This window comes from Campylobacter sp. 2018MI10, from assembly GCF_018501175.1.
In the GTDB taxonomy this organism is placed as follows: Bacteria; Campylobacterota; Campylobacteria; order Campylobacterales; family Campylobacteraceae; genus Campylobacter_E.
On sequence record NZ_JAHCZD010000001.1, the window covers coordinates 52,252 to 67,919 of the forward strand.

Genomic DNA, 15,668 nt, shown 5'->3' on the forward strand with positions numbered 1-15,668 from the left:
TGTGTTCCATATTTAAATATTTTTTGGCAAAATGCGAAAAAAGGAGCAAAAATGTTAGGAAAAATCATAAAAGAGCACGAAGAAGAATTATTCTCATTATACAAATTAAACTCATCAAGCAATCACGATTTAGCAAGGCTTATAAATAATGATTTAAAAGAACTTGGCTTAGAAATAAATGATATGAATTTCAATTCATATTTATTAAGAATTATTGAGCTAAATACTACAAATTATGAAAATACTTGCAAAAAAAATAATATAAACTTAGCAAAAGCAAAAGATTTAGCATATAAAAGAGTAAAAGAATTTTACGAGCAAAGACATATAAAAATCATTGAAAAATTAAGCCCTTGTTTAGATAGATTTTATGTAGATTTATTAAATCTAGTGCATAAAATCGGTCTTGTTTTTAATAGTATTCAGCCTAAGTGGGATAAGGCAATTGAAAAAAATAATGAATTTTTTAAAAGTTTAGAAAATCCTTATGAGTTTATAAAAAATAATAAGCTTTATTATCTTGATGAAAATGATGAAATAGCTACTAGGATTTATGCAATAGCAATTAATTTGGATACTAAACCAGAGCTTTTACCATATTCTTTATATTTTGAAGAAGAATTTAAAAAGATTGATGAATACTTTAATGAGTTTTTTAAATTAAATCATAAAAATGAAGCATATATAAAATATCTTAAAGCCTTGCAAAATGCTTTAATGAGTAAAGAGCTTAGCCTAAAGCCTTGGCAAAATGCTGAAATAGCTTGGATGGGGGCAAAGGACTTCATTCAAGTTGGGCATTTTTTAGAATATTACGAAGACGCTTTTACTCATTCAGTAGCACTTGAGTGGGATATTAGAATTGATGATAATTATGATTTTAATAGTGAAAGTTTTGTTAATAAGATGAAAAATAGCTTAAATAAAGCTTATAAAAACGCTAATATAACTAATCAAAACGCATTAAATCTAAGCCTAGCTAATTTAGACAAAATTGAGCTTCATATTAGCAAACCTATACTTTATTATGGAGCAGAATTAAATGGCTTATTTTCAGCTCAAGTTGTGCCAAATGATGAATTTGTATCAGCAAATTATGGCAAAAAAATATTTGCATTTTTAGATTTTGTCTATAAAAAAACAAAATCAAAACCAAGAACAATGCTAAATCAAAAAGTATTTGATAAAGCCTTTAACGACTACAATAAAAGCGTATTAAATGATGAGTTTTTATGGAAAAAGATTTATGAGATTAGCACCATTGGACACGAAGCAGGACATATTTTCTTTATAGGTAGCGATACAGAAAGCTTGATGAATACTAATGGAGTATTTAAAAATATTGAAGAATTTAAAGCAAGTGCTGGTGGGATATATGATTTTTGTAATCATTTTGATGAAAAATACAAAAAGGCCTTATTAGCAAATATAACAAGTAGAGCAGTATCTTTAATGGCTTATAAAAGCACTAAAGAAATAGAGCCTTATTATTGTGAAGGTTTGATATTTTTAGCGATATTGTTTAAGAGCAAGGTTTTAAGCTTTTCAAATGATACTTTATTAAGCGTTGATTTAGAAAAATTTGAAGATTTTCAAAAGGAATTTTTAAATGTATATAACGAACTTGCAAAAACTTATCTTAAAAAAGAAAATGCAAATAATTTTTTAAAAGATTATGCAGTGTTAAAGGATTTAGAATACATTAGCACAAATAAAGATTTAGTAAAACTTGGCGATGAATATAGAAAATTATATGATGAATTTGCCAATGTTTTAATCAAGGAGAACGAATGAGTAATACCCTAATAATAGTAGAATCACCAAGCAAAGCTAAAACAATTTCAAGATTTGTAGGTAGTGAATATAGCGTAATTGCATCTAAAGGTCATATTAGGGATTTGCCTAAAAATAAATTAGGAATTGATATAGAAGACGGACATTTTAAACCTAATTATGAAATCAGTAAAACTCACTCAAGCATAGTAAAAGAATTAAAAAGCCTTAGCAAAGGTGCTAAAGTCTTACTAGCAACCGATGAAGATAGAGAAGGAGAAGCAATTGCATATCATCTAGCAAATATCTTAGGCGGAGATGTTTTAGGCTATGATAGAATAGTTTTTCACGAAATTACAAAAGACGCTATTTTAAACGCTATTAAACACCCAAGAAAAATAGATTTAAATAGCGTAAATGCTCAACAAGCTAGGCGTATGCTAGATAGAATTGTGGGTTTTAAATTAAGTGGCTTATTATCAAGCAAGGTAGCAAGCAAGCTTAGTGCTGGTAGGGTTCAAAGTGCGGCTTTAAGATTAATTATCTTAAAAGAGCGAGAAATAAGAAATTTCGTAAGCATTGAGTATTATGAGCTTGATACTAAGTTTAAAACAGATTTAGAAGTAGAATTAATAGAATTTGACAACAAGAAATTATCAAAAACAAGCATTACTGAAAAAGCCTTAGCCGAAGAAATCCTAAAACACATTAAAAGCTCGGATTTTATCGTAGATGAAATCAGTATAAAAGAGCGTAAAGATAGTCCAAAGCCACCTTTTATGACTTCTACTTTACAACAAGCTGCTAGTTCTAAATTAGGTTTTTCTCCTAAAAAAACTATGATGTTAGCACAGACTTTATATGAAGGCGTTCAAACTCACGCAGGATTTATGGGTGCAATTACTTATATGAGAACTGATAGCTTAAACTTAAGCGAAGAAGCAATAAAATCAGCAAGAGAGCAAATAGCAAAAGACTACGGCAAAGAATATTTACCGACTAAAGCAAGAGTTTATGAGACTAAGAGCAAAGGCGCTCAAGAAGCTCACGAAGCTATTCGTGTAACTAATGTTAGCTTTACTCCTGAAATTGCTAAAGAGTATTTAAAGGCTGATGAATATAAATTGTATAAATTAATTTATGATAGATTTTTAATGACCCAAATGGCTGATGCGAAGATAGAAAACAATACAATTTATATCACAAGTAATAAGGCGAAGTTTAAACTAAGTGGAAGAAGAGTGCTTTTTGATGGGCATTTAAGATTGAATGATGATGCTAGTGGAGATAAGATTTTACCTGCTTTAAATAAAGGCGATAAAATGACTTTACAAAGCTCAAAAATAAAGACCTTACACACAGAGCCACCTGCAAGATACAACGAAGCAAGTCTTATTAAACAACTTGAAGAATTAGGCATAGGTCGTCCTAGCACTTACGCACCTACAACAAGCCTTTTAATTGATAGAGATTATGTGAAGTTAGAGAAAAAACAACTAATCCCTACAGAAAAAGGCGAAAAAATCATAGAATTTTTAGAAGAACATTTTATGCAAATAGTAGATGCGAAATTTACTAGCAATATGGAAGAGCGTTTAGATGAGATTGCAACTCATGGGCGTGATTTAGATGAGGTTTTAAATGAATTTTATGAGCCATTTATCACTAAAATCAACGATGGAAAAACAAGTATTCAAAGTCAAAAACAAGTAGAAAAACTAGGAGAAAATTGCCCTGATTGTGGTAAAGAATTGCTAATTCGTGAAGGCAAATTCGGTAAATTCGTAGCTTGTAGTGGTTATCCAAAATGCAAATATTCAAGGAATTTAAACGATACAAAAACCGAAAACAAAGAAGAAAAACCTAAAAAAGAATTAGTAAAACTAGATGTCCCTTGCCCTAAATGTGGTAGCGATTTGGTGCAAAGATTTTCTAAAAGGGGTGCATTTTATGGGTGTAGTTCTTATCCTAAATGTAATTTCATTAGCTCATACCCACTAGCTAAAGAAAAATGCGCTAATTGTGGCGGAATAATGATTATAAAAGAACTTAAAAAAGGCACATTTATAGAGTGCTTAGATTGTAAAACAAAAATAGAAAAATAATAAAAGAATTTGTAATTAATCCTAATTACAAATTCTATTTTAATTTACTTAAAAGCTCCATTGCTAGAATGTGCTTGCATATAGCGTAATATTCTATCCTTTTGCTCGTCAGTAATTTTTGCATTCATTTGCATTGCTCCTAAATAAGCGTCCCATTCATCAATTGCGTGTTCGCTTGGAGCGTGTGCTGCGTGACAACTCGTGCAAGAATCATAATAAAACACCTCAACACCTTCAAAAGCAGCGTCTTTATCAGTAGTTAAAGAGCTTGATTTTACCCAAAAGCTCATTTCAGGCTTAGCGTCTTTACTCTCTAAATAAACAAATTCCGCATTTTTATTAAATGCTAATTTATCTCCTACAACTTCTCCACTAATGCTAACCTTAGCTAAATCTTCTTTAGTTTCAATTAGCTTAACCATAGTTCCTTCATAAATCGTTCCGATTTGCTTTTGATTTTCATCTAGCATTGTCGCTTTTTCATCTAAAATAAATCTAATATCTTTAGCAAATTCTTGCTTTTTTATCTCAACTTTTGCAGGAGTTGGTAAAAATATTTGCTGATAATCAGGCTTGTATGCAAAAGCACTTAAAGTAATTAATGATAATCCTATAATTTTTCTCATTTTACGCTCCTATAATTGTTGGTGGTGTTGTGTTTTTATATGGTTTAACAGCTTCGTTTTTACCTAGCTTTCTAATCGCTACTAAGCAAGTATTTACGCTTGTTGCTTGTGCCATTTGAGAAGTTGGGCGAGATGAAGTCAGCACATTTACATGACCTTGATTGCATCTTGCATTATCTTTATCATCTTCAGGGTCATACCAAGCACCTTCTTGAATAGCTACAACGCCACTTCTAATATCATCACTTAAAAATGCACCTGCTAATAATCTACCACGATTATTATATACTTCTACCACTTCGCCGTGCTTAATACCAAGCTTTTTAGCATCTTCAGTATTAATTACTACAGGCTCACGACCTTGAATTTTGTAAAGCTCTCTTACCCAAGTATTATCAAGTTGAGAATGAATTCTATATCTTGGGTGTGGGCTTAATAAATGGAATGGATATTTTTTGCTTAATTCTTGATTTCCTAAATATTCAGCCGGTTCAAACCAAGTTATATGACCTTTAAAATCAGGTAAATCATAATCAGCAAATTTTTGTGAGTAGATTTGGAATTTTCCACTTTCTGTTGCTAATTTATTATTCACTGGGTCTTTTCTAAAATCAGCGTGGCGAACAAATTCATAAGCTTCTTTTGGAATTTCAAAATGAAGTGAGCCTTTCTCCCAAAACTCATCAAATTCCATTTCATTTATACAATCACTCTTCTCATAAAAACTTCTTATCCATTCTAAATGGTCTTTCTTGCCACCACTAAACTTAGCCAATTCTCTTTCGCCAAATCTCTTTGCTAATTCATAGAAAACATCATAATCATTGCGGCTTTCATACACAGGCTCGATTACTTTTTTCATAGCATATACCCAATCTTGTGAATATGAACCACCAAAACTTATATCATCACGCTCAAGTGTTGTTGTAGCTGGGATTACTATATCAGCCATTTTTGCCATTGGTGTCCACCAAGGCTCATGAACAACTATTGTTTCAAGTTGTCTTAAAGCATGAATTAATTCATTAGTATTTGGATGGTGACCTAAAACACTAGCACCTGCTACATAAAACATTTTAATCTCTGGATATGTAAAGGTTTTGCCTTTAAAATTAATAGTTTTATTTGGATTTAGGATAGCTTCGCTTACACGACTTGCAGGGATATTTATATTTACGCTATTTTTTCCTTGTGGTAATCCAACAGGAAGTAACGCTCCACTAAACGCTCCACCAGCCGAGCAATAATGCATAGAAAAGCCAAATCCACCACCAGGAAGTCCAACTTGACCAATCATACAAGCTAAAGTTATGATAGCCCAGTCAGCTTGTTCGCCGTGATGCGCTCTTTGATTTGCCCAGTTACCTGCTAAAAATGTTCTTTTACTAACGAATAAATCGCATAATTCTTTAATCTTAGTCGCATCAATTCCACAAATCTTAGCCGCCCATTCAGGAGTTTTTTCTACTCCATCAGTTTTACCTAGTAAATATGGTAAAAATTTATCAAATCCATCTGTATATTTAGCTATAAATTCTTTATCATATTTTCCACTTGTATATAAATAATGGCACATTCCAAGTATCATTGCAACATCGGTATTTGGGACGATTTTTATCCATTCAGCCTTTGTAATTTCTGCCGCTTTTGTATATTGTGGGTCAATGTTAATAAACTTTATATTACTAGCTGCGTATTTTTTAAGCCAACCATCATTCTCACGATTAGCTACCTTAAAATCTATTTGATTATCCTTGTAAATATCACAACCCCACATTACATAAACTTCGCAGTTTTTAATCATTTGCTCGTAATTTGTTTGCAAACTATAAACTTCTAAATCCCCTGCTATAGCAGTATTTACTTTACCCGCTGCTCCGTTACTATACTCTCCATCAGTGCCTATTGCTCCACCTAAAACGGTGTTAAAAAATCTACCTGCAACTGCGTTACAATTATGAAGTAAGCCAACATGACCCCATCCACCATAACTTGCGTTAAAGATATTTTCTGGTTTTGTAGCTTTAAGCTTTTTATATAATAAATCAAGCACTACATCCCAACTAACACGAACGAAAGGCTCACGACCCCTTAAATCAGGGCGATTTTTACCTTCTAAAAAACTTTTTCTAACACTTGGATATTTTACCCTTGTATCTGAATATGTTCTATCTATGATAGCTTTAGTGATTACGCTTGGGTTTTTATCACTTTCGTGTGGGATAAGATTGATTATTTTTCCTTCGCTATTTACTTCGGCTGTAAATGCACCAAAATGTGTAGCGTGTGGGATTTGCTTGATATCATAAAAATTTGTATCAGCACTCAAAGGACAAGTAATCGCACTAGCTGTAATTGCTGAACCTTTAAGGAATGTTCTTCTTGAAATTGCCATAATTTCTCCTTTTTAAAATATAAAAGAACATTTTATATAGTAAGTATTATCATAAAGTTATAAGGTATTTTTAGTCTTCTTTGAATAATTAGAATTTGAAAATGAAATTCTTAAGAAAAATTATAAAATATATATTTTTATATTTACTAATAAAAATTAATTTATATTTAAGATTTTAAATATTTAATAATAAATATTAAATTTTTATAAATTAATATTTTATCTACTACAACAATATATAAAGCATTTTAAATACAACTAAATTACTATTAGAAAACTTGTAATATTTAAGTATTTTATTGCGAAAAATTTAGCAAAAATTGTTGCAAAATTATCATTTTTTAAGCTTTGTTTTTTCAATTTATAAATATAATACCTTGATTTATATCAATTTTTTAGCATTAATAAAAATCAAGCAACTTTTTAAGGATTTCATATGAATAAGACCATAAGAATGTCATTACTAGCATTTACGATAATTAGTTCAGTTCAAGCAGCAGATGTAACTAATGGAACTTTAAATATTGATAAGATAGATGATGAATATAGTAGTATTAATCAAACAAATATAAGTAAAATTAATTTTACAAATGGAACCACACCAGAAAACACTAATTTTACCATGAAAGGTGGTGGAGACTTTCACCCAGAAGATAGCTTTGAAGGAACTTTTAAAAATTTTACTATTGATAGCACAAAACACATAAATACAAGTCAAAAAAGTAGAGAAGATAGAAGCACTTTATGGATGAATAAAAAAAGCTCTATGACAATCAAAAATAATTTTACTATAAATGGAGATTTAGATGACCCTGCAAATATGACAGATGATGATCTGAAAAGCAAAGATGGAATTTATATAGAAAATGCTAATGCTTCATTGTTAGTAGAAGGTGATTTGATAGGTAATAAAACTTACTTAGTAAATGATAAAAATTCTAAATTTACTGTAAAAGGTAATACAAAACTAGAAAATACATTTTTGCAAAATAAATCAGGCACAATGACATTAAATACCTTAGAAGGTAATGGCTCTTCTAATTCTAAGCTAGAAAATAAAGCCGGTAATCTAAACGCTGAAACTATTTCATCTACAACTATTAATAGCAAAGGCGGAACTCTAACTTCTAAAAATATCAATAATAATTCTATCATCAATAGCGAAACTGGTGGAACTATTAATGTTACAAATGAAATTAATGGCTCAGAAGTTAATGGCAAAGGTGGAAAACTAACTGCAGGAAGTATTACCAATAATTCTACAATAACAAGCACGAGTGGAACTATTAATGTTACAAATGAAATTAATAATTCAACAATAAATGGCACAAGTGGAAATATTACTGCGGGAAATATCACAAATAAATCTACTATCAATAGTAAAGGTGCGACTATTAAAGTAAATAGCAATATTGACAATTCAACAATTGAAGGCGATAGTGGAACTTTAACTGCGGGAAATATCACAAATAAATCTACAATTAATAGTAAAGGTGCAAATATAACTGCTGATAATATTACTGCTAATTCAATTATAAATAGTGAAAGTGGTGGGAATTTAAGTGTTACAAATAATATTGACAATTCAACTATTAAAAATAATGGTGGGACTATTGATGTTAAAAATGATGTAGTAGGTTCTACAATTGATGGAACTAGCGGGACTTTAAAGGTAGCAAACAATATAGATAGCTCAACTATCAATAGTGATGGTGCTACAATCCAAGTTAAAAATGTTACAAATAACTCAATTATTAATAGTAATACAGATGGTAATTTAACTATATCAGGCGATGTTATAGGCTCAACTATTAATAGTAATGCTAATGGAAAATTAAGCGTTAATAATGTTAAAGATAACTCAACTATAAATAGCAAAGGTGGGACTTTAACTACAAAAGAAGTTAATAATTCAACTATTATAAGCGATAGTGGGGCTTTAAATATTAATGGCAATACAAGTGGCAATACCATTACTCACAATGGTGGGAGTGTAATATTAGGTGACGCAACTAATGAAACTACCGGCACTAATAATACAATTAATATCAATTCAGCTGGCTTTAATATAAATTCTAATTTATCAAATGGCACGATAAATACAAAAGGCAGTGGTGTTGCTAATTTCACAAAAGACAATACAACCATAACAGGCACTAAAATCATAGGAGATAATCCTTCAAGCATTAATGTAATGATTGGTCAAGATAAAACTCTCACATTAAAAAATGCTAATGCTACCAATTCTTATTTTGGACAGACTACAGGTAGTGTTACCGGTGGTCTTACAATAAGTGGTGGTAATTATGAGAATGTTATTTTAGGACAAGGTGGTGGAGGAGCAACTATACAAAAACTAACTATCACAGATAATGCAAATATAAGTGGGGATAGAATAAACGCTGATAATCTTACAATAAAGAAAAGCTCTGTAACTACTAGCGGAAATATTAGCACCAATACAAATATCACAATTGATGGTTCAAATGTTGATTTTAAAGATGTTATTATGGGTAAAGATAAAGTTACATCAACAATTAATATCACCAATTCAAATCTTACTTCAAACAACACTAAAGATGGTGGTATTTGGTCTACTCAAAGTGGAAATAAAATAAATATAACTAATTCTAAGCTAGATTTAGTAACCTTAAAAAGTGGTAGCGATATAACAATTAAGGATAATAAAACCGATAAAGCCTTAATGTCAAAAACAGAAGTAACATCAACTCAAGGCGGTGTAACTTTAGATAATACAGATAGTAATGCAAAGAACATAAATGGTAAAAATATCAATATTACTAACAATTCAAATATACTTTCTGGAACACTTAAAGCTAATGAAAATGTAAATATTAACAATAACTCAAATATCCAATCGGGTAAAATAACAGCTGAAGGTGGAGATATTACGCTAGATAATTCAAACACAAGCGAAAACGCTAATTTAGAAAGTAAGTTTAATAATGTTACTTATAAAGGCAAGTCTAATATACAAGGCAATACCATAGCAGGAGCTGATATTATCATTGAAAATGGTGCAAATGTAAGCAAAGGAACTCACACAGCTACTAATATTAAATTAAATAAAGATGGAAATATAAGTGGCTCATCAGAGCTAAATGCTACAAATCAAGCCGACATTGGTGGCAATGTAAGTGGTGGTAAAATCACTGCAAATAACACTATAAACATTAATTCTGGTGGTAATGTAAGTAGCGGAGAATTAAATGCAAATGATATATATGTTAAATCAGGTAGCAATGTAAATGGTGGAGTATTTACTGGCACAAATTCTATTAATATTGGAGGATTAGGTAAAGACAAAACTAATGTTAGTGGTGGAGAATTTACAAGTAATTATTTTAAATCTACTAATGCAAGTGTTAGTGGTGCAAATATCAATACAGACGGAGCTTATTTTCAAAACTCAACTTATAATGGAAATAGCTTTAAATCAACTGGCGATGTAATTATAGATAACAATAGCGAAATTAATTCAGCCCTTGATATAGGTGGTGATGCAAAAATATCTTATGGAAGTAAGCTAAATGCAGATATTATAAATGTTAAAAATATAGACATTTATGAAACAAATACAATAATCAATGCCAATATAAATGCAAGTGGATTTTTAAATATGTATAGTGATGCTACCTTAAATGCAGATAAAACAATCAAAGCAAATAGTGCAAGAATAGGAAGTGGAAATATAAAAGGTATTTTAGATATAGATGATAGTGTAAATTTATTCAATGCCAATGTAGAAAAAACTGCAAAAATTACAGCTAATAATAAAATCCAAGCATATATGTTTGGAAATATAAACGGAGAATTAGAATCTAAAAATAGTGATATACTCTTAGGATATGGAGCTAAATCAGATGAAAATGCTAAGTTTATAACAAATAGTGGAAGCGTTATTTTAAGTAATAAAATGCTTATGGATAACGCTCCTGTAACAGATACTCAAGAAACCGATATAAAAGGGACAATTAATGCTAATAAATTGCTTGTAAAAGATGGTGCTACATTAAATGCTAATTCTACAATAACTACTACAGCAGAATTTGAAAGCAAAGCTATTTTAGGAGAAAGTGGTGTTGTAAATGCTAATAGCGTTACTTTAAACGATAGTAGCACTAAAACAAACTCACAAATCAATGCTACTGATATAAAAGTAAATAATGGCTCAACTATACAAGGTGGCTTAAAAGCTAAAGATATAACGATTGATAATTCAAAAACAGAAAATGCTACCATAAATGCTAATACAATAACCTTACAAAACAAAAGCGTAATCAACGAAGGCACAAAGCTTAGCACAAATACTAATGGTGGTAAAATCATAATAGATGGAAAAGATACAAAAGTATTAGCGTCAATTGAAGATACTGATAATTTAGAAGTAAGAAATCAAGCTACACTTAGTGGTAATGTAAATATTAAAAGCACTACTACTATAAAAGACGCTAATTTATCGGGAAATCTAACTTCTAATGAAGTTAATTTCATTAATTCTAAATTAGATAATTCACAAGAAACTACAATCAAAGCTAATAAAACATTATTACAATTAGCTCAAGATATGCTTTTAGAAAAATTAAACATTCAAAATAAAGATGCTAATAAAAATAATGATGTTAGAATTGATGGGAATTTAAAAATTGCTAATTCTAAGATTAGTAATTCTAATATAAATGCAGCAAGTATAGATGATACATTAAATCTTAAAAATGTAGATTTAACTAATGCAAATATAGGTAATGATACTAGCAAACGCTTAAATGATTTAACTTTAGATGATGTTAAATTTACTGGAGATACTATCAGTGCTAAAAATACTAATATCTTAAATACAAAAGAAACTAAAGAAATTGATGCTAATTTAATTAAAGCTGATGAGAAATTAAGCATTACAAATTCTAAAAATATAAAAACAAATACTCTAAATGCAAAAAATACTGATATAAGTTCATCTAGCGTAACTTTAACAAATGGTAATTCTAGTGATTTTTCAGCTACTAAACAATCAGTTGTAAATGTTTTAGGAGAATTATTTACAAATAAAGCCTTAATAGATTGTTCTACTACTAATAATGGTTTAATTAAAGGAACTAATTTAGTTACCGTGCAAAATGGCTCTATTATTAATTCAAATATTAATAGTAGCGGTAGAGTAGATATAATAGGTGGTGGCTCTTGTGCTAATAACACAACTACTACAATTAATAAAGCAATAGAAACTAATGAATTAGTAGCTAGAAGAGGTGCAGTGATTAATGCAGATAGTAATTTTAACAATGCTACAATTGATAATGCTACTATAAAAGGAGATTTAACTAGCAAAAATCCTAGTGGAACGCTACTAATTGCAAATGGGGCTGAAGTTGCTGGCGGAAATATTGATGTAGCAGGTAATATAATCTTAAGCAATGACGCTCAAAATCTAGGAGAGCATAATGGAATTAGTCCAGAACCACCTGCAGCTAATAAGAAAACTACCATTAACTCTACTATAAAAAATGCTAATGATATTACTTTAGGAAAAGATACAACGATAAATGCAGATATTAATAAAGCTAATAATATTACAGCTACAAATGCTACATTGAACTCAAGTAATGTAAATGCTAATAATCTTAATGCTAATAATTCTCAAATAGGTAAAGATGATAAGAGTTCTAATATTATCTTGCAAGGAATGGCAAATATAGCAAATAGCGTAATTGATGCGACAATTAATGCTATAAAAGATATTGTTGTAACTTCAGATGATAAGAATAATCCAAGCAAGATTAATTCTAAACTAACTTCAAAAGAAAATATCACAATCAAAGGAAGCGAGCCTACGCAAGTTAATGCTGATTTAAAAGCAGATAAAAATATCAATGTAACTAATGCAACTATAAAAGATAATACGAATTTAAATGCAAATAATGATATTAATTTAAACAACACTAAATCAAATAATATTAAAGCTACTTCAAATTCTGGGAATATTACTATTAGTGGTGGGGAGTTTAAAGGAAAAGACGCAATAATCACTGCAAATAATGGAAAAACCACATTAACTAATAATGCTAAAGTTTGCTCTAGCATTGATACTAAGGATTTGGATTTAAATAACAAAGCTAGTATTTGTAGCGATGATACAACTCCTGTTACAATCACTAGCACAGGTTTAAGCAATATTGATGGTAAAAATGGTGTTAATATAGGCGAAAATGTTACATTTAATGCGAATAATTTGGATATTAAAAATATTGATGATAAGTCTAAATTAGACGCTAAATTAAATGCTAGTGGGGAATTTAAAGTAAGTAATTCAACTTTAAAAAATGATATAAGCGTTAAAGGAAATAAAGCTTGTTTTAAACCAGATAACACGACAACTCTTAAAGGAAAAGTAGAAGTAGATTGCCTAGATTCTAATCAAACTACATTTGATGGCGAAGTTATAGCTAAGAATGTAAAAGATAATGGCTCACAATTTAACAATAAAACTACAATAGATGGTGGGACAAATAATTTAAATAATTCAACATTTAATGATGATTTAACACTAAAAGGCGAAGGCAATACTAAATTAAGCAATGCTTCTATGAAAGATTTAGTAAATGAAGCTATTAAAGTGGTATTAGATAATATTAAATCATTTAATAATATTACAAATCAAAATGGCGGAGATTTAAGCATTAATAATACTGATAAAATCGCTGGAACAAGTATTAAAAATAATGGGGATAAATCTAAATTAGACTTTAATAATATAGGCGAATTAGCAACCAAAATTACAAATGATGATGGCGGTATTTTAAGTCTTACAAATGTTAAAAATGTAAGCGAAGATATTACAAATAATTCAGAATTGAATGTAAATAATTCTATTATTAATGCTGCTATTAAATATGACAATAATAAGTGTGGGACATTAAACACTAGCAATGGAATTTATAATAACAATGTAGAACAATGCAATATAAATGCGAACTTAAATAATACCTTTAATAAAGATATTTTAGTGCATAATCATTCAGAGATTTCAGGTAATTTCACTGCAAACACATTTAAAACAAATACGCTAAATGCTGATAATGCCTTCATAGAAATTACAGGAACTAAACCTATATCAAGCATTGATGATTTGGCTACAAATACTTATGATAAGACAAGCGATTTAAAAAATAGCACTTATACAATCAAAAATTCAACAATAAGAGCTACTAATACAAATAGCAATGGTATAGGTGGAATTAGAGCTGATAATTTAATAGTGGATAATTCACACATTCAAGCACAAGTTGTAACTAATACTCTAAATGCTAATAATTCTAAGTTTTATATTTATGGTGGTGGAATTGATACTAGTTTAGAAGATAAATTCAGTGGTCCTATCATAGTAAATAAAGAAGCTTTAGGAGAAAATAATGAAATCGTTTTATACAATACGAACTTAAGTAAGTTAATAAATACAAGAGTTCCTATTGCTATTGTAAATGGTAAAAAAGAAGATAATGAAAAAGATAAAGCTTACTTTAAAGTAACTTATAAAACCGTTTTAGCTACTTATAATACTAAGGTTTTAAGCTTTGATGAAATAGGTAAAGATGGAGTATGGAGTTTAGGTTTAACAGATAAAGAACCAATAATTAATAAAGATAGCATTAGGTCTAATTTAGAAATAGATAAAGAAGCTTTAAAAGGTTTTGGTAAGGTTAGTGCTGATGATAAGGATTTATTGACTTTAGAATATCTTGACCCAGCTGTTACAAGTGCGGTTAAAAACATAATGTATACACCATATTATGTTGCTAGATATTATATTGATGATAATGACTTAAGATTTAATTACTTAAGAAATGATGATAAAAATAAAGGTTTTTGGATAAATTCTGATTATGGTTATTTTGAAACAGATTCAAATAATTTAAAAGGTAGCAGAGTTAATGTCGGAGTAGATAATAAAGTATCTTTAAAAAATCTTGATGTAGCTTATGGTATAAAAGCTTCTAAAGCAAAACTAAAAGCTAATAAAGCATTAAGCACTGATGTTGGAATAACTGGCATTGGACTTTATGCTAGCACGAATTTTAATTCGGGATTTTTCGTTGATTATGACTTAAATTTACTAACTTTAAAGGGTAATTATAAGAGCGATTTAGCGATGATAAATACTACAAGATATGATAATTTATGGCAAGCAAAAGTTAAGGTAGGACAAAGATTTGGCTCTGATTATTATGTAGAACCTAATGTTAAATTAATAGCTACTCGCTATCCAAAAGTAAATATTGATGGAGCAGTATTAGGAATTCAAACAGAACAAGCAGCTCAATATACTGCAAAAGCAGGTATTAAAGCTGGTGCTAAAATCAATGATAAAGTAGGTTTAAATACTGAATTTGCTTATATTAAAGACTTAAACGAAAGTCCAAGTAATAGTGCTAATGATGGTATGACTTATTATTTTGAAAGGGTTCAAGATAGAGGATTTGAAATAAAATTCGGAGCTGATTATAAACCTAGTGCTAATACTAACATTAATTTAGATTTTGCTAAGAGCATTACAAATCACTTTAATAATAACTACAATATAAACTTAGGATTTTCTTATAATTTCTAATCTAAAATCAAGCAAGGCTTTTTTAAGTCTTGTTTGATTTATCTTCAATCAACAATGCTTTTAATATTTTTAACTTATAAAAATTTTTATCTTTTCTAAATTCTATAAATAAAAAAGATTTTTAAAAGATTAGCAAGACTTTT

The 15,668-nt window shown here is 29.4% G+C and carries 5 protein-coding genes; 3 read left to right on the plus strand and 2 right to left on the minus strand.

Going from position 1 to position 15,668, the window contains the following annotated elements:
* Positions 1-51: 51 nt before the first annotated feature.
* Positions 52-1,794: an invasion protein CiaB gene (ciaB, locus tag KJR01_RS00280; protein WP_214115778.1), complete on the plus strand. Its 1,743-nt coding sequence runs from the start codon at positions 52-54 to the stop codon at positions 1,792-1,794.
* Positions 1,791-3,878, plus strand: a complete 2,088-nt coding sequence (gene topA / locus KJR01_RS00285) for a type I DNA topoisomerase (RefSeq protein WP_214115779.1) — start codon at positions 1,791-1,793, stop codon at positions 3,876-3,878. Before ciaB ends, topA begins: the two co-directional genes overlap by 4 nt.
* A gap of 44 nt (positions 3,879-3,922) precedes the next feature.
* Here topA and KJR01_RS00290 read toward each other — a convergent pair whose 3' ends face one another.
* Positions 3,923-4,504 carry a hypothetical protein gene (locus tag KJR01_RS00290; protein ID WP_214115780.1) on the minus strand — a complete coding sequence of 194 codons (582 nt, stop codon included), beginning with the start codon at positions 4,502-4,504 and terminating at the stop codon, positions 3,923-3,925.
* Between the two features lies 1 nt (position 4,505).
* Positions 4,506-6,899 (minus strand): molybdopterin-dependent oxidoreductase, encoded by a 2,394-nt coding sequence (locus tag KJR01_RS00295; protein ID WP_214115781.1) that lies wholly within the window; start codon positions 6,897-6,899, stop codon positions 4,506-4,508.
* A 436-nt stretch (positions 6,900-7,335) separates the two neighbouring features.
* Here KJR01_RS00295 and KJR01_RS00300 point away from each other — a divergent pair, with 436 nt between their 5' ends.
* Positions 7,336-15,525 carry a hypothetical protein gene (locus KJR01_RS00300; protein ID WP_214115782.1) on the plus strand — a complete coding sequence of 2,730 codons (8,190 nt, stop codon included), beginning with the start codon at positions 7,336-7,338 and terminating at the stop codon, positions 15,523-15,525.
* The last annotated feature ends 143 nt before the right edge of the window (positions 15,526-15,668 follow it).

What these genes read in the sequence shown, in the direction of transcription:
- ciaB (WP_214115778.1), top strand. Translation starts at nt 52, where the DNA reads ATGTTAGGAAAAATCATAAAAGAGCACGAAGAAGAATTATTCTCATTA.
- topA (WP_214115779.1), top strand. Translation starts at nt 1,791, where the DNA reads ATGAGTAATACCCTAATAATAGTAGAATCACCAAGCAAAGCTAAAACA.
- KJR01_RS00290 (WP_214115780.1), bottom strand. Translation starts at nt 4,504, where the DNA reads ATGAGAAAAATTATAGGATTATCATTAATTACTTTAAGTGCTTTTGCA.
- KJR01_RS00295 (WP_214115781.1), bottom strand. Translation starts at nt 6,899, where the DNA reads ATGGCAATTTCAAGAAGAACATTCCTTAAAGGTTCAGCAATTACAGCT.
- KJR01_RS00300 (WP_214115782.1), top strand. Translation starts at nt 7,336, where the DNA reads ATGAATAAGACCATAAGAATGTCATTACTAGCATTTACGATAATTAGT.